Consider the following 16,859-nt stretch of genomic DNA (forward strand, 5'->3'; position numbering starts at 1 on the left):
TATGTCTAGCGACAAACAGCTTTGCGTCTACACAATAAGTACCCTTGAGTGTACTATTCACTGCCCAATCGTATATTCCATGCTAAGAATAATGTGGATATAAGCAGTAAGTAAGCAGAACAAAGTGATTGACTATCTTGGCCAATTCCCTCAAACCAATTCATAGATATACCGATAAACTTTAGAAAATAATTGGAGATACAATGGTTTCTGATAAAAATATAACTGATAATGATTGGAATTTAAATGAAAGTAGGACACTTATTCAGGCACTTATAAAGGATTTTTATAAAAACAATTTCAATAGTTTTGCAGATCCAATTAAGCAAGAAGGTTTAGTAGCAGCAGGAAAAGAAATATCTCAAATCATTATATTGTTTAATAGACTTCAAAAGCTCATTAATAGAAATACACCGCAAAATATTTGGTGGGACAAAATACCGAGAATAGTTATACCTGACAATAGAGATAAAATTCAAAGGGAACTGACCGAACTCTCGAAAGCTTTAATATTTGCAATAGAAGCTCTGCGTGAATCATCATCTAATATAAATATTGCTCAGGCTATTAGATTTGATGTTGAACAAATTGTTTGCAAATATGAACATCCTCTTACAGGATTTATCATCAACCCATTTTTATCAATCCACCGTTCACCATCAACAACGACTAAAGTAATTTTTGGACTTATAACTGCCGTTTTTATATATGGAGGAATTACTACTTCTTCTCTTGCAGGGCTTTGGATTTTTTCAGAAGTTGTTAATTATTATAATAACAATAATTATAATACCAACAAGAAGGCATTACAAAATGAAATTAAAGAGATCCAGAGATATACAGATAACCGGGTAGAGGCAATCCAAAACAAAGCGGAACAACAAAACCAATCAGAAAATACAAATTCTACTCTTGATAATGATGTTAATAAATTGAAACAAAGTAAAGAAGAAATTAAAGAATTAACTATAATATCACAAAAAAATACTGAATTTAAAAGTTCAGAGCTAACAACACTAAATAATAATCTTGCTGAATTAAATACACAATATAGCAAAAGGCAATCTGTAAATGAGAAATTTAACGAATTTCTTCTCCAGCTAAGTTTAGCTATCGCGGCAGGAACATTAGGTAGTATTATCAGTATTTTAATCAGAATTGAAGAATTTCAGAATAAGAAATATTCTGATCCACTAACTCCTTTCCTTGTTGGTGCTTTTAAACCAATGATTGGAGGAGCATTTTCTGTTTTATTTTTAGCCTTGATTAACTCTGGAATAATATTAATGTTTATTAACCCAAGTGTATTTAAGCTCAATCCAACTACCAATCAACAATCATCTCAAGATCAACAAAGGTCTTTTATTTTTGTAATCGCATTCGTTGTTGGCTTTAGTGAAAGGCTGGCCAAGGATTTTATCGGCAAAGCAGAAGAAATAGCAAGTGGTAATCGAGATAACCTTGAATATCAACCAGTTAATAATGAATTAGTAACCGATGTACATAGTTTAAATACGTTGCCAAATAAACTAGCTGTTAGTAGTTTAAAAAATAGTGCGATCGCTTCCAATATATCCCTAACTGAACTAGATAGTATTGATTCGATAAATGGTGGAGATGATTTAAACCCAAGCAAAGGCGATCGCTAATTTAAACTGTAGTAATCCTAAATTATTTGTGAAAAATTAGATCCCCGACAACTTTTACGAAGTCGGGGATCTGAACACCGCGAATTTTCACAAATAGACATCTCCAGAAATTAAATATGCGTTACCCAAAACCCTTGTAAAGACGTAGCAATGCTACGTCTCTATATTCTTTTTCGGAGATGTCTAATAGGTTCAGGATTGGCGATAACAGGCAAACTCCATTGAAAAAGTAACCATACCAGAAGTAAGCGATGTCTGACGACAAGCCGCTTCGCGTCTACGCAATTCTGTAGAATACCCAAACATCTTAATTGCATAGTTGCGGCTGAAAGACAACTTCAGATATGGGAAGGAGGAGATTTGCTTTAAGAAAATAAAAGTCACCCTAGCATAGTATTGTGTTAGGGCGATCGCTAATTTTTCACTCTATGCCGAATAAACGCTTCTATCACATTGGCTTTGAACTAGACGATTTAGGTTCATCGCCTCCCAGCATTGCTCTATTATCGGGCGACCCGGAGCGATCGCGTCTAATTGCCCAAACTTATTTACAAAATGTACGCGTGTTGTCAGAAAATCGCGGACTCAATAGCTATGTAGGATACTTACCTAATGGTCGCCCTATCTTATCAGCTACTAGTGGTATGGGTGCGCCTTCATTAAGTATTGTGGTCAATGAGTTAATCCAAGTAGGAATCCGGCAAATTATTCGCATTGGAACTTGTGGTAGCATTCAACCTTATATAGCAGTCGGTAGCGTTGTTATTAGCAGTGCAGCATTGTGTCGCCAAGGTGCAGCAAATGATATTGCACCTGTGGAGTATCCAGCCGCAGCCGATCCTTTTCTCACAGTCGCTTTAGTTAAAGCCGCACGAGAATTAAAGGTTGAATATTACATAGGAATTACGGCATCAGTTGATACTTTTTACGAAGGACAAGAACGTACTGATTCAGCGAATCCAAATTTAATGCGATCGCTGCACGGTATTACAGAAGAATATCGGCGATTAAATATCTTAAATTATGAGATGGAATGCGGCACATTATTCAAAATGGCAGGAGTGTATAATTTTGCTGCTGCTGCTATTTGTGGTGTAGTTGCTGGGCGTACTGTTAGTGAAAATATCATCTTAGAACAAAAGGATATTGCTGTTACAAATGCGATCGCAACTGCTGTACATGCAGCAGAAACCCTTGAATAATCACAAATTTATCTTCCTAGTCTGCTAGATTTAATATGTTTTAAGTAGTTTTATCATGTCTTTACCTAATCTTTAATTTATCAATCAGTAATTATAGATATTATGTATTGAGTAAAATGCAATTTTATCTACTGGAGGCATTTAGATAAACAAAAAAAGACTGGATAACTTAAAACTATAAAAATTGTGTAATTAACATCGACAATAGTTGTAACAAAAACAACAGTATTTATTGAAAACTTCGTTGTAATCATGGAGTATCAGAATTTGCTTACTCTTAACACTATGGATTTATAGCACCAATTTTTTGTAGATATTATGATGAATTAAGCTATCAAAAGATATCAGCATAATTGGAGAAAAATATAACATGAAGAATGCTTGGAGGCGTTGGATTAAAACCGTTAACCTAACTGCGATGTCTACGACGGTCTACGCCTACGCACTAATGCCGACGCTGATATTTTTAGCATTCTCTCATCAGGCAACAGCTGACGATCCAGGAGCATGTTACATGATAACCTCTTCTGGTAAAACCGTTGAATTGGGAAGGCTTTGTGGCAATATACCCGTAGCTTCAGAGAACAGAGTTTTTCGAGTCCCAATCAAACGCCGCTTTGGTGGAACTCCTGTGATTGATGTCACCTTCAATAATAAAAAAACCTTTGAAATGATTGTAGATACAGGTTCTAGTGAAACTATTATCACTCAAGGGATGGCGAATACACTTGAACTCCAGCCTACAGGGACAATGCAAGCCCAAATTGCTGATGGTAGCCAAGTAGAATTTCTAACCAGTAAGCTAAAATCTATTGCAGTAGGTGGAGTTACAACCAATAATCTTCGGGTGGCGATCGCACCAAAAGCAAGCATTGGCTTACTAGGCCACGATTTCTTTGGCAGCTATGATATCAAGATTCTAGAAAAAGAGGTCGAATTTCATCATCGCTAATGTCCGTAGCTAAAAACGTAGTATCCTACATTTTGGTATCTATAAAAGGACGGGGAATAACCCAAATTTTCGATGACTAAGCTGATTGAATACGAAGAAGCCAGCGACGAAGTACGTGCAGTATATGACGACATCCGCGCTACACGCCAGAATGACTATATCAATAACTTTTGGAAAGCTATAGCCAATCATCCCCCTACTTTGCAACGAACTTGGCAAGCGGTAAAGGAAGTTATGACTGGCCCTGGTGAGATTGATCCATTAATGCGCGAACTAATTTACATCGCCGTGAGTGCGACGAATGGCTGTGACTATTGCATCGCCTCGCACACAGCAGGGGCGCGGGCCAAGGGCATGAATGATACCATGTTCGCGGAACTAATGGCGATCGCAGCCACTGCCAACATGACCAATCGCCTCGCCAACGGCTATCAAATTCCGGTGGACGAGCGATTTAAGACATAGGAGTGTAGCCTTATCTATCCCTGCTTAGGAACTTCCAACTAAAAAAATATTCTATCGTGGTGTAGGCAGGGGGGCAGGGAGCAGTTCTTGCTGGGGGAGAAAGAAAATATGATCTGAGTAAATTGGATAATTTATTTTCTGGAAGTCCCTTAAGAGAATTATTTACTATGCCCAAAGTTCAGATTAACGGGATTGATTTGTTCTACGACATTAAGGGAAAGGGTGAGCCTTTGCTATTAATAGCTGGCTTCCTTTGCGATCATGCCTATTGGTCTCTGATTATGCCATCGCTGGTTTCGCAGTATCAAGTCATTCGCTTAGACAACCGAGGTATGGGGCGGAGTTCTGCTCCCGAAAACCCTTATAGTCTGAAGCAGATGGCTAATGACATTGCAGCATTGCTCGATCATATTGCGATCAATAAGGTGCATGTAGCAGGTCATTCAATGGGTGGTCAGATAGCCCAAGAGTTAGTGTTAGCACATCCTGAAAAGGTAGAAAGTCTAATGCTACTTTCATCATTGGCTAAGGGTGATGGATTATTTAACAGCATCATCGAGACTTGGGGTGACCTCTGCAAAAATGTAGACTTGAAACTTTATGAAAAAGTTGTATTACCTTGGATATTTACAGATACGTTCTATTCGATTCCTGGGATGATCGAAGGTTTGATTGAATTTGCAATCAGATATCCTTTCCCACCTGCGGCTCATTCACTCTATCATCACAGCCGAGCCATGCTTGACTTTGACACAATAGATCGCCTTCAACAAATTCATTGTCCTACTCTAGTTCTAGTTGGTAAACAAGACATTCTCACCCCGCTAAAGTTTTCCCAACAACTTACTCAAGGCATTCCTAACGCTGAACTTTTAGTCCTCAACGGTGGGGGTCATGGCTTCTTAATTGAATCGCCGGATGCTGTGGTTTCAGCTATGCTTAACTTCCTGGGGAAGTTGAAACCAGCTTATACGAATTAATAAAATTGGTTCTACAGTTCCCTTTATGGCTTGTCGTTACGCACATTTTTGTAACAGTCGAAGTGTCGTGTTTACCAGATATCCTGCCTTGGAATTTATTCCGAGGTGGGAATAGTAACAAAGCTCAAGATTTAAAAATGCTGGTATTGACAAAGTATTAAAGGCAGAGTTTCATTTTTGAAATACTCAGCGACTTTCTAATTTAGAAACTCGTGTCTCTAATTTGTTAACTTGTTGCTTCAATTCAACCACCAAAGTTGCCAGCCGATCAAACATCGGATCTTGTTGTGATAAGTTCCTTCTGGAACCAGTTGACTGGCGTGGGGTAAGTGTTGTTCTTGGCGATGAAGACTGGCCACTTCGACCGAGTTGAGACTCGATCTGGTTTAATCGTGACTCGACACGATTTAAGTCTGCTTCCAGGTTGTAGATGCGAGACTCTACTTGCTGAGATGAAGCAGTGTTTCCAAATAATCCACCCCAGAGAATTGTTGCTAAAATCCCGGCAAATATTAGCACTTGGATTTTTTTCATAACAGTCTATTTAGACAGAATATATTGGAATGGCTACGAGTATAAATCTGTAGTCATTTTCCTTATTTATCCTTTACTAAATCAGAAAATAACTTCTGCCAATCGATAGAGTTAACAGTATTATCTGCCTGTTTCACTTCAAACGTGACATTAGAAGCTTTTCCTAGTTTTAAAGCTTGCACACAAAGTTCTGCCACATCCTCACGGCTGATTTTGCCCTTAATATTATCACCTTGCTCGAATATTAACTCCTTACCTCCTGCTTCTTCAGTTAAGGCACAAGGTCTAACAATCGTATAAGGAATTCCGCTTTCTCTTAAACTATCTTCTCCCTTCAACTTCCAAGTTAAAATTCCTCCTAATTGGTCATTTAATTTCACTGCTGGCGGTTCTTCATCTAAATTAATGCCAGGGCGACCGGGACGAGTCACGCCTGCTGAACTGACGAGGATAAATTGTGGTAAAGTTGCACCGCCGTAAGCTTTTATTGATTCCAACTGTAAAGCAAAACCACCAGGAGAAAATTTTGGATTCAAAGCACCATCATATTCAAATTTGCTCAACATTAGTTGGAATGAACAAACTCTATTCTGCTCAATTGGTGGCGCATCTTTGACAACTTTTGCCCGAAAGACGGGAATCAAATCTGCAAAGGGAATGTGAACATCTATCCAGGTATCAGCTACGGTATCGAAAGAATAGCTGTAGCCAATACCATCCCATTTTGTATCTGTCCGTAGGAATATTTTATAACGCTGGCCGTCACCTTTGACGCGCAATTTCACACCTTCGCAATCAGATAAATTGAAGGGTGGATCAAAATTCTTGGTTCTGATAGAAGCAAATCCGCCAGAGTTAGCGGTGGAGACATTACCAGCAAATAAAGCTGTATTTTCTAGTAATTGGATATTACTGGCACTTACGCCACCCATGACAACATCATCCAGCGCCCCCCAGTAATCTTTTAATTCTGCTGATGGCTTGGTGAAATCAAATATCGGTTTTTCGCTTGCTTGAGGTAGATATTTTGCAGCCGCTTGGACTAAGTTTTTAACACCTTGATATTCTACATTTTCTGGTGTGTCGCCAACAATTTCTGGTTGGTAAAATTTAACACCTTGATAATATTTAGCTCTATCTGCTGTGTCTCCCTCAACTGGTTGCACGCGCACTGCTGTGCAACAAACTACAGCTTGGATATCAGCCATAACTAAAGAAGTTAAAGTTTCTGGTTGAGTAATATCCGCAACTACTAAGTCTATATCATTACCAATAATTGACCTGGCTCTGTCAATGTCTCGAACTAGGGCGCGAACTTTATAACCTTGTTGGAGCGATCGCTCTACCACTCGTTTACCTACACCGCCTGTTGCACCTGCTACTAATATTACACCCACATTTCTTCCTCCATTGGGTCTATTTTGACTATCCTTAGGACGGCCTTGAATTAACTGCTGTACCCAGTTAAGGAAAGGAATTACCTCAAAGTAAGTCAGGGTTTCAATAAACCTGCCTAAATCCCATTGAGAACGATTTTTGTCAGTCATATTTGCGTCCTCATAACTTTCTTCAGTTTAGCCCAATGTTTGTTTCTCCAAATCCTCCGGTACTCAGAGCTTGGATAATACTCAATTGCTTTAATTGGGGAAAAGGGTACAGGAGATAACTATAACCTGTAACCTATTCCCTTAAACCAAATCTTTGGCATTATATGCGACACAGAATAGCCCGTCGTAGACATCGCTCAATCACGTTAGGATACTTAATGAGGTGTTCCTAATCAAACGGTAATTTACTTATGAGCCAACTTGAAGACATTCAAGCTGAGTATGAAAAGTTTCCAGAAGAATTGGAGAGTGTAATTATTAGCACCGTGAGCGCACAGGCAATACCCAATGCTAGTTATGCTCCCTTTGTAATAGATGATTCTAAAAACATCTACATTTACGTCAGTGGTCTTTCAACTCATACCAAAAATCTCTATGAAAATCCTCATGTTAGTGTCTTGTTTATCGAGGATGAAGCCAAGAGTAATCTAATTTTTGCCCGTCGTCGTTTAAATTTTGATTGTAGGGCAAATTTGATAGAGCGTGAAACTGATAAGTGGAATCAAATTGTTGAGCAATTTCAAGCGCGATTTGGTCAAATTATCGAGGTTTTGCGCGGCTTATCTGACTTTCGGATTTTCCAGCTAACACCAAGTGAAGGTCGTTTTGTAGTTGGTTTTGGGGCAGCCTATCACATCAGTGGTGATAATCTAAATGAACTTGTTCAGATCACAGGAGATAGTAATCAAAAGCAAGGATGAATTGTATGCAAATTAAATATGAAATAGCTGAAAAGACAAAAAGTTTACTTACTTCGATATTTCTCGGTAAGCTTAACTTTATACCTTATAATTTTGCCTTCGGGTAAAGTGCCATTAAACTATACTTTTTAATTTTATGCTTCAGTTTCAACCTCCTGGCTTTGGACATAAACTTATCCATACATCCTTGGGGGCAATGGTTTACTATACCCAAACGAATGCACCTTGGCCTTTCGCTGATACTGAAGATTTACCTCCACTACTGTTTCTCCATAACTTTGGTGGTGGAGCGTCTGCCTATGAATGGTCTAAAGTTTATCCGGCTTTTGCCTATAATTACCATATTTTAGCTCCTGATTTAATCGGCTGGGGAGAATCGGCTCATCCAGTCCGGGATTATAAAATTAGGGATTATCTCAGCACGATCGCAGAGTTTATCATTGAAACTTGTCGTCAACCAGTGACAGTAGTAGCCTCGTCTCTAACAGCCGCGTTTGCTATTCGCCTAGCTATTGTTCAACCCAATTTATTCAAAGCATTGTATTTGGTGTCCCCTTCTGGATTTGATGATTTTGGGCAGGGTGCTGGACGCAGACTTCCGCTTTCGGTAATCAATGCGCCTCTGTTGGACAATTTTATTTATATGCTTGGTGCTGAAAATGAAATTGCAGTCCGAAATTTTTTACAAAGTTTTCTGTTTGCCAAATCACAACGAGTATCTCAAGAAATGGTGGAGGCTTATTTAACCTCCGCACAACAGTCTAATGCCAAGTTTGCCGCTTTGTCATTTTTGCGGGGCGATCTTTACTTTGATCTGAGTTTATATATTAAACAACTGACAATTCCCACAATCATTTTTTGGGGAGAAAAGGCACAATTTACCAGCATCAAACTAGGACGACGCTTGGCAAATTTAAATCCAAGTGCAATTCAAGATTTTTATGCGATCGCAGATACAGGAATATTACCTCATTTGGAAACACCAGAAGTTTTCATTGGTTTATTGCAAAAGTATCTTGGGGGAGTGGGGATTAGGGGAGGCAGGGGAAGAATAACTAATGACAAATGACAAATGACAAATGACTACTTAGAAATTAACTGTGCATTTAATGCTTTAGCGATACGATCGCCAGAAGCTTCTAAGTGAGCTAGGGTGTAAATATCAAGGCTTTCACTAAGTTGTTTGAGTCTGACATTAATGGCTTTTTGCAGTTGGCGCAATTCATACCAAGCCAGTGTTCGACCATCTTCTGGTGTATCATTAGTATCCAACATCATCTCTAGTAAAATATTCAGATATTCTCGTTGCAATGAACGGCGGATGCTAGAAATTGGCTTTGGTTCTCCTGGGGTTAAAACTTCTGTCCAAATGCCTGTTTGCAAGGTGTCGAACAGTTCCGGGATGGAAAGCGCTTCTCCAGGGGGAGTTTTTAATTCTATGTCTTGTAAACGATTCAGGCGATCACTGTCTAATAGCGATCGCAGTACCGCACTTTGGAAACCCAGAATGCGATCGTGAATTGGATAATCAAGGCGGTTGTTAGGTACAGAATTACCCCAGTGTTCCCAGCGCGATGGTGCTAGTTGATTTAACAATTGTGGTGAAAAACTAAAAGCATTCTCAGCAAACACATACTCTTGTAACTTTGTCAATGCTTGACGTTGTTTTAAAAGTGAAACTGGTACAAATGTCCAAGAAGTATCATCGCTAGCATGGAGACGCCGAAACGATTGTCCACCAATGTATTTAGAAAGTAAGGTGGCGTTGCGAAAATAATATTTAAGAACTCTATTAAATGAGACGCGCAGATTACTATAACTTTCGCCTTTCGATAGATAACCTTTGTCAAGGCGCTGCCACATAAAACGGGCATTATCCATTTGCCACTGCGAATAAAGTAGCACATTACTACTCATGTCCCAGACATTTGCCAAAGGATTAATGTCCCAGATATCTTCATCAGTTGCATAAGATAATTCTGGTTGAGGCGACACTAAAGCAATCTGCTCCAAAAAAGTTTTTTCTGATTCTGGAATGATTCCTTCAAGTGTTACTGATGGGCTTCTTTTATAACCATACTCAATTGCCCATTCGTCGTAGGGCCCAACAACTCCTGGGAAATAGTCGCCTTGTTGTATTCCTTGTGGTGCTATATTCACGGGTAGATAGTCCATCACCGAACCTACTAAACCTTTAGTTCGAGTGATTTCAGTATTATTTAATTCTTCGGGCGCTAACATAGTGCTGCCGTGAAAGTTGTGGCGCAAACCGAGAGTATGCCCGACTTCGTGAGCAATCAGAGAACGCAAATATTGATGCACATACTTTTTCATGTTTTCACTACTAGGTGTAGTGTTTGGCAAAATTGACAATGCCAATGCCCCCATTGCGGCTTGGTCTGAAGACTCCATGCTATAGCAGAAGTCATTGTCTACTAAATGTTGTTCAGGAAAAGCTTTAAAACCTTTCGAGAATGTTGCAGATAAATTACCTGGACATGGGTTTTTGCCCAGTTGAGAAAAGTGTCCATCCGTAAAAGATGAATTTGCTTCCATCAGTGCGTGATATTCTTGCTGAATTGAACGCACCATATTGGCATCCACAATAATATCTGCATCCAATATTTCCCCGGTAAGTGGGTTAACGCGCACTGGGCCTTTGGCAAAACCTGCATCTAAAGAATTGAACCAGCGAATAGTGTTGTAATGTACATCTGCGGGTTGCCAATCAGCATCATCTGGCATTTGCTGCACTTCAATAGCATTTTGAAATCCAGCTTTTTCAAATGCTTTGTTCCACATTAAAACACCTTCACGAATCGCATCGCGGTACTCTAGCGGCACAGCATTTTCAATCCAAAACACAATAGGCTTTTTGGGTGGAGATAAAGGGGCGTTAGGATCTGATGGCTCTAGATGCCAACGATTGATGTAGCGGATAAATGATTCGTGAGCATTATTATTAGATAAATTTTGGAAAGCAGTAATAAAATATCCCACTCTGTCATCTGCAAGTCTAGGAATATAACCAGTGTTTTCTCTAAGCTGAGAAAAACTGTAGTGTACCTTCAGAGTAAGTGCCCTGCTATCGGGTACTGTGACTAAATTTGCTCCTTCTGGTGATGAAAAACCGTAAATCGAATCAATTTCTACATTTTCTGCAAAGCTATTAACATTACCTAAATAAGACTTTCTTGTATCCAAGTAATAATCAGCCTGCAAAGAGGATTTTAATAAGGTAGTCAAGCCGGGAAAATCCTGCATGAGCAGTTCATCTAGGCTGATGAGAATATTTTTACCGCCTGGTTTAATAGTGTGTATTTCGAGTGAATAAAGAACTGAGTCGCTAAATGAACGAGCAAGCGATCGCTGTTCTGGTCTAGTTTCTGCGCGGAATTTAACATTACGAACCACAAAGTGCAATCTATTCTTTACTCGTTGGAAGTAGAATAAAAAATCAGATAGAGGTAATCCACTATAAATTCCCTTTTCCCCGACGCCAGATTCCAATGTGACTATAGCTAGATAGTCTTTATTTAGCTGTTCTGGTTTAATTTCTAAGTAAATTTTGCCCGAATCGCCACTGCAATAAAGTGTGAAGAGTCCCTCTAGTTTATCTATTCTTTTGACAATCTCATTAAATTGGCAAAAATCCTCTTTTTTACTCTTAGTAAGATTATTGTCAGCACTTGCTAAATTTTCAATAGTCGGGAGTGCATTTAATTGTTGCACATCTATATTTGAAAGTGGGTTTGCTCCTGCGTAATCACTTGATAGGAGCAAGTTATACATTAATATTATACAGATTGCGAATTTCCTAATCCAGTATTTCATCCTTTGGCTTTCCACCTGAACCAGTTCTCGTATTGAGGAAAAAATGTGGATTAATTTGCCGTCTCTAAACCCTTCAATATCTAAGGATTACGGTATAAATCCACTCATTGAGACAAAATGTCTCTAGCCTAAAAGTCGTCTTACTATTTATTGTTATTAGTAGCTATTTATTTTTATGCATCAAGTATCTGTTTCTTAAGATAGATAATTTATCTAACCAAAGATACATGTTTTATTTAACTTATATCTGTATTAAAGACCAAATGTAGCATTAAAAATGTATTTAGTGCTACATTTGCCAGCATAAGTAATCTCAAGCATCATTTATAAACAGAAAGAGAGACTCCTGAGAAAGCTGTTATTGAGCATTAAAAAGCTTTTTTGGGTGAATTGCGGAAGTCTATGCTAATCCCAACCGCTTTCTCACATCCTTAGAGGATGTTTGAAAAGTGGTATCTTGTGCTTTTAATCACATTTTTACCCCCCTTAATCCCCCCTTATAAAGGGGGGAAACAAGAAAAATCTGGTTCCCTCACGCCACATGCTTCAAGTCGGGCATTGCCCGCCCAACGCAGTGGCTCCCCTTTATAAGGGGAGGGTTAGGGTGGGGTAAAAAATATGTGATACATGAATCATGACTTTTTAAACATCCTCTTAATTAGTTCTTCTCAATGGTCTTCAAAGCGCTAGCCCAACAGAAAATCAGCTTTCTTGCCTAGTTCTCGCCCTTTTGTCGCTATGCTTTTCCATCCAATTCTTTTTTGACTAGGCTTTATACCCTGCAACTTTAGTTTTCTTCCTTCTGCCTTCTGCCTCCTGCCTTCTGCCTTTCTTTGTAATACATGAAAAATATCGTGAGTGACTAAATATCGCCAAGCAAATAGATTATGACCCAAGTTTTCTGAGTTTTTGTAAGTGATAATCGCTTGGGGTTGTTGTAGCTTTTTGAACATAATGATTTTCTTTAGTAGATTAAAAAAATGGGAGCATCCCAATGCAAGTAAATTTACCAAAATCGTTACAATTCAATTGCGAATGAAGCGTAAAGTCAACGGCATAGCTTTGCTTAACGCGCTAGCTTTTCTAAAAGTTGTAAAATGAAGCGATCGCCAAATAGAGATGTTGCGATCGCTTTGTTTCTGACCAATTAGCATCAAACAAATTACCTCTTCCCAAAGAAAGATTTAAAATATATTTATTTTTTATAACTAAAATATGCCTTTTGCTAGAAGAATAATTACCCTTATACAATTAATCTTTATTTGTAGTCAAAAAAAAGCTAATTGGCATGATAAATTTGATTTCTAAGACGATTGCTAACATCAGTTCCTTACTTAAAGGGCTTCAGGTAAAATCTTTTTTGGCTGTTGTCGTAGTTGGTTTTCTAGTGCTGACCACGAATGTTAGTGATGGGCCAAATGACAAAGGCTTAAAGGAAAGAGTTCGCCAACAGGTAGAGCAAAATGATGCTGAAAGACCCAAAACAGTAGGGCAGTGGTTTAAGGATGCTCGTGAAACCGAAGATTCTCCTGGTGAACGACTTCAGAAGATTGGGCAACAGTCAGGAGAAGCCTTTAAAGAGTTTGGAGGCGGATACGTAAAGGGCGCTAAAGAAACTGCTAGTGATGTAGGCGACAGTGCCGCAGAGGCAGCCAAAGATGTAGTTGGACGCTAAATGCGTTAGATATTGTATTGGCAGCAAGTACTAATAACTTTTGGCCAATAAAAGAGTAATAATAGGGGCGCTGGTGTCTAATCACCGAATTTTAATACTTGGGTAACGCGCTTACCCGTGCTGATGATAGATTGTAGCGTTTCTCAATTGCATAAAATATAGTCCTTTAGTAGGGGTGTACAGCTATCTGTGCGCCCCTACTGCATGTTGCATTTAAACAATAGTAATTTTGAGAAGTGATGCAAAATAGCCCATCGTAGACATTGCCTGCACTGTACAATTCAGAATCCAACATTGGAAGAAAACAGGTTAAAGATGCAATCGTCACCGCCCGTCTTATATCCCAATACGGTTCAGTTAAGGCTAAAACTCTTTGTCAAACTCAATTTTTTTAACGTAGACGCTTCTCTACGAGACGCTACGCGAACGGCTTGCCGCAGGCTACCGCCAAGGACGCCAAGGACGCAGAGAGAAGAAAGAAATGCTTAACTGAACTATATTGTCTTATATCCCGACGCTAAACGGAGTACCGTTATCGCGCAGGAATTACGACGAAATAGTTAAACCTCTGCACCTTCAAGTCAAAGAGATGTCACGAAACTTGTATGTCTTGTAACTTTGCCACCATTTCTGCACGCGCCGAAACCTTCAACTTACGAAACATCCTCTTCAAAGCTTGTTTAACGGAATTTTGTGTAATCCAAAGTTTTTCCCCAATTTCTGCGTTCGTTAACCCCTGTGCTACTAACTCGGCAATTTCTAACTCACGCGCTGTTAAAGGATTTACTAAAAGGGAATGAGATATTTTTGGTTCTGTCCGTAGAGTTGCCATTTTTGCTGATAAATGAATGCATAAGGCACTCAAATCAGCTAAATCGTTGCCATTAAAAGCAGGATTTCCCTTGTCACGAGCTAAGTTAAGCGTTCCTACAAGACGGCCATTACAAACAATTGGCCCAGTCATTACGTGTTCGTGATCGGAACGCGAGCAAAAATGCTTCCAGTCTCCTGGCGATAATAATAATTGTTCATGGGCGGGAGCGTGACGCTCAACCACGTAGCGTCCGACTGGATTGCTTTCTAAGCATACTGCCGGAATGCCCTGAACATCGATTTGCGCCGTTGGTTGCTCATCTAGGAAATAAATGCCCCAATTTTGCACACCAAAATGCTCACCAATTTTATCCGTGAGAGCTAGCCTTAATTCTTGCTCATTTTGGACATTGGCGATCGCATCAAATACGACGTGAAGAGAATTAACCATAAGTGTACCCAGTTGGGGACTATCCAAGCCTCAACAATTACTTCTATGCTAATACCAAGGAAACTAAAACGCTAATTACAGTAGCGACTAGGAGAAGCACATGACAGTTACACAACTCTCTGCTCAGGAACTTTTCCGGGCTGCTTATGAGAACCGTTACACTTGGGACAAGAATTTCCCTGGTTATACCGCAAATATTACCTTTAAGCATGATGATAAAGTGTTTACGGGCAAAGTAATCATCAACGCCAATCTCAAAGCCGAAGTTTTGGATGTAGATGACGAGTCGGCCCAGAAAGCAATTCATGGTCAAGCATGGGAGATAGCAATTCACCGCATCCGCCGCAGCTTTGAAGACACTCACAGCGCCAATACGTTTAGCTATGGCAAAACTGACGAAACTGGTGCGGTTGAGCTTTTAATTGGTGGTAAGGCTGAGGGCGATAAATACAAAGTCCGCAATAATGAAGTATGCCATGTTCACCGTTTAATTCACGGTACTTATGTCACAATTGACACCTTCAGCAGTCACGACACTGGCGAAGGCTACCTATCCCACCGCTATGACTCTGTGTACCATGACCCCAAGACTGGGGAACAAAAGGGCGGTAGAAGCGAATTTACCGATGAATATGAAAAAGTTGGTGACTATTTTATTCTAAATCGTCGGGAGATTCGCACCGAGACAGCAGGACAAGTTTCTATTCAAGAATTTATCTTCTCTGATATTAAGTTGTTGGAACCTGTTGCTGCTTAAGATGTATTTTGTAATCTAAAAATCAGCGTAGGCACAGCCTACGCTTTTTTTTTGATTGTCAATTCCAAATTTCGCAGACAGCATACCTTGAGAGTATAGACAACGCCAAAAGAATTTTTCAAAATGATATTTGCAAAATTACGCTCTGATGCTGCTGATGTAAGCTTTACCACAGATTCAAATAGAAAACAGATTCAGAACCCTGTGACAGGCGATCGCATGAAGATTCTTCGCTCAATTCATGATACCAATGGAGAATATGTAAAATTTTATTCAGAAAGCTAATACATTATCAAGTTTATAATCAATCTTGCTTGAAACCACAACCCAAACATCGCATACAAACAAAAAAAGCCCCTAAAACGGAGATTATCTCAAATAGTAATTGAAATGACAAAGGAGCCAGAGCAAATCCCCAAACCAGAACAATTGTCCCAACTACCATAGCCGCAATGCGATGAATTTCCTCCTTAGTCCTCAAAGCAAAGAAAAAAGTCGCTAACCCAATTAATAACAAGACTAAGCTAATCATAAAGAAATTTATTAATTATAAGTGAAAGTGAATCATGCAAAACTACAATGCTGGCAAAGATTGCAGATGCCAATTATCTAAAATTTAGCATATAAAGATTTTACAGCCTAGCCTACGTTCAGAGATATTTGTGATTAAATATCAATACGGTTCAGTTTCCAGCGATATAGAAAGCACTAATCTCCTAACCTTGTAAATAGTAAAAAATTCATTTTGGATGATTTAATTTGCAATTTTTATTACAACATTTGTTTGACTGGCATTAAATATTAATGTTTGTTTAATTTAAAGTTAAATCAATGGTGAGTCCCGGTTTACTGTTGTTTGTAGAATCTCTGGGCGTGGTTTTGGGTTCCAATATTGGTACAACTAGTAGCGATATCTACAATGGGCTATGCCTATGCCGTACATTAGTAACGGCTAATTCCTAATCCCTGATGAAAAAACCAAAATCGGTAGACCTAAAAAGTGTAGGTGGGGTGCTGACAGAAGTAATGGTAATTTTGAGTTATTCTCACCGACCTAATTGATTCTACTTGACTTATCAATGTTTCCTGACCTATGTCAGCATTTTTTGTTTTAAAAACCAGTTAAAAAGCGCATTTTCAGGCTTCTAGCGATTTTTTGGGAATTTATCTCTGATTATTTACTCAACTGATCTCCATTTGCGGTGTACTCTCAATATACGGTAACTATCACACTCAACC

The 16,859-nt window shown here is 39.1% G+C and carries 16 protein-coding genes; 10 read left to right on the plus strand and 6 right to left on the minus strand.

Annotated elements, in window-relative coordinates:
* The first annotated feature begins 203 nt into the window (after positions 1-203).
* The 5 genes from RMY00_RS22400 (at position 204) to RMY00_RS22420 (ending at position 5,248) form a co-directional block, all read left to right on the plus strand.
* Positions 204-1,649 (plus strand): hypothetical protein, encoded by a 1,446-nt coding sequence (locus RMY00_RS22400; RefSeq protein ID WP_322649644.1) that lies wholly within the window; start codon positions 204-206, stop codon positions 1,647-1,649.
* Positions 1,650-2,077: 428 nt separating this feature from the next.
* Positions 2,078-2,851, plus strand: coding sequence for a nucleoside phosphorylase (locus tag RMY00_RS22405; protein WP_322649645.1), 774 nt, complete (start codon positions 2,078-2,080; stop codon positions 2,849-2,851).
* A gap of 370 nt (positions 2,852-3,221) precedes the next feature.
* Positions 3,222-3,803 carry a retropepsin-like aspartic protease gene (locus RMY00_RS22410; protein WP_322649646.1) on the plus strand — a complete coding sequence of 194 codons (582 nt, stop codon included), beginning with the start codon at positions 3,222-3,224 and terminating at the stop codon, positions 3,801-3,803.
* Positions 3,804-3,875: 72 nt separating this feature from the next.
* Positions 3,876-4,268: a carboxymuconolactone decarboxylase family protein gene (locus RMY00_RS22415; RefSeq protein ID WP_322649647.1), complete on the plus strand. Its 393-nt coding sequence runs from the start codon at positions 3,876-3,878 to the stop codon at positions 4,266-4,268.
* A gap of 167 nt (positions 4,269-4,435) precedes the next feature.
* Complete coding sequence (locus RMY00_RS22420) at positions 4,436-5,248, plus strand: alpha/beta hydrolase (protein ID WP_322649648.1); 813 nt, start codon at positions 4,436-4,438, stop codon at positions 5,246-5,248.
* Positions 5,249-5,434: 186 nt separating this feature from the next.
* Here RMY00_RS22420 and RMY00_RS22425 read toward each other — a convergent pair whose 3' ends face one another.
* Together RMY00_RS22425 and RMY00_RS22430 are read right to left on the minus strand one after the other, a co-directional pair.
* Positions 5,435-5,782: a hypothetical protein gene (locus tag RMY00_RS22425; RefSeq protein ID WP_322649649.1), complete on the minus strand. Its 348-nt coding sequence runs from the start codon at positions 5,780-5,782 to the stop codon at positions 5,435-5,437.
* Between the two features lie 62 nt (positions 5,783-5,844).
* Positions 5,845-7,329 carry a CIA30 family protein gene (locus RMY00_RS22430; RefSeq protein WP_322649650.1) on the minus strand — a complete coding sequence of 495 codons (1,485 nt, stop codon included), beginning with the start codon at positions 7,327-7,329 and terminating at the stop codon, positions 5,845-5,847.
* A gap of 251 nt (positions 7,330-7,580) precedes the next feature.
* Between RMY00_RS22430 and RMY00_RS22435 the strand changes: the two genes are divergently transcribed.
* Positions 7,581-8,090 carry a HugZ family protein gene (locus tag RMY00_RS22435; protein ID WP_322649651.1) on the plus strand — a complete coding sequence of 170 codons (510 nt, stop codon included), beginning with the start codon at positions 7,581-7,583 and terminating at the stop codon, positions 8,088-8,090.
* Between the two features lie 136 nt (positions 8,091-8,226).
* The gene (locus RMY00_RS22440; RefSeq protein WP_322649652.1) at positions 8,227-9,159 is read left to right on the plus strand and encodes an alpha/beta hydrolase; all 933 of its coding nucleotides are present in this window, start codon (positions 8,227-8,229) and stop codon (positions 9,157-9,159) included.
* Between the two features lie 14 nt (positions 9,160-9,173).
* Here RMY00_RS22440 and RMY00_RS22445 read toward each other — a convergent pair whose 3' ends face one another.
* The 3 genes from RMY00_RS22445 to RMY00_RS22455 all read right to left on the minus strand — a co-directional run bounded on the left by RMY00_RS22445 (position 9,174) and on the right by RMY00_RS22455 (position 13,078).
* Positions 9,174-11,924: a zinc-dependent metalloprotease gene (locus RMY00_RS22445; protein WP_322649653.1), complete on the minus strand. Its 2,751-nt coding sequence runs from the start codon at positions 11,922-11,924 to the stop codon at positions 9,174-9,176.
* A gap of 686 nt (positions 11,925-12,610) precedes the next feature.
* Positions 12,611-12,877, minus strand: coding sequence for a hypothetical protein (locus RMY00_RS22450; RefSeq protein ID WP_322649654.1), 267 nt, complete (start codon positions 12,875-12,877; stop codon positions 12,611-12,613).
* 72 nt (positions 12,878-12,949) lie between these two features.
* The gene (locus tag RMY00_RS22455) at positions 12,950-13,078 is read right to left on the minus strand and encodes a hypothetical protein (protein WP_322649655.1); all 129 of its coding nucleotides are present in this window, start codon (positions 13,076-13,078) and stop codon (positions 12,950-12,952) included.
* 134 nt (positions 13,079-13,212) lie between these two features.
* Here RMY00_RS22455 and RMY00_RS22460 point away from each other — a divergent pair, with 134 nt between their 5' ends.
* A complete protein-coding gene (locus tag RMY00_RS22460; protein WP_322649656.1) occupies positions 13,213-13,599 on the plus strand; it encodes a hypothetical protein in 387 nt (128 codons plus the stop codon).
* 592 nt (positions 13,600-14,191) lie between these two features.
* Here RMY00_RS22460 and RMY00_RS22465 read toward each other — a convergent pair.
* Entirely contained in the window at positions 14,192-14,863 is a 672-nt protein-coding gene (locus RMY00_RS22465) for a LuxR C-terminal-related transcriptional regulator (RefSeq protein WP_322649657.1), read from the minus strand.
* A 100-nt stretch (positions 14,864-14,963) separates the two neighbouring features.
* Here RMY00_RS22465 and RMY00_RS22470 point away from each other — a divergent pair, with 100 nt between their 5' ends.
* Together RMY00_RS22470 and RMY00_RS22475 are read left to right on the plus strand one after the other, a co-directional pair.
* Positions 14,964-15,620: a DUF3386 domain-containing protein gene (locus tag RMY00_RS22470; protein WP_109006890.1), complete on the plus strand. Its 657-nt coding sequence runs from the start codon at positions 14,964-14,966 to the stop codon at positions 15,618-15,620.
* Positions 15,621-15,743: 123 nt separating this feature from the next.
* Positions 15,744-15,905: a hypothetical protein gene (locus RMY00_RS22475; protein ID WP_322649658.1), complete on the plus strand. Its 162-nt coding sequence runs from the start codon at positions 15,744-15,746 to the stop codon at positions 15,903-15,905.
* Positions 15,906-16,859 lie beyond the last annotated feature (954 nt).

The sequence above is a fragment of the Nostoc sp. ChiVER01 genome, assembly GCF_034531155.1.
Lineage (GTDB): Bacteria > Cyanobacteriota > Cyanobacteriia > Cyanobacteriales > Nostocaceae > Nostoc.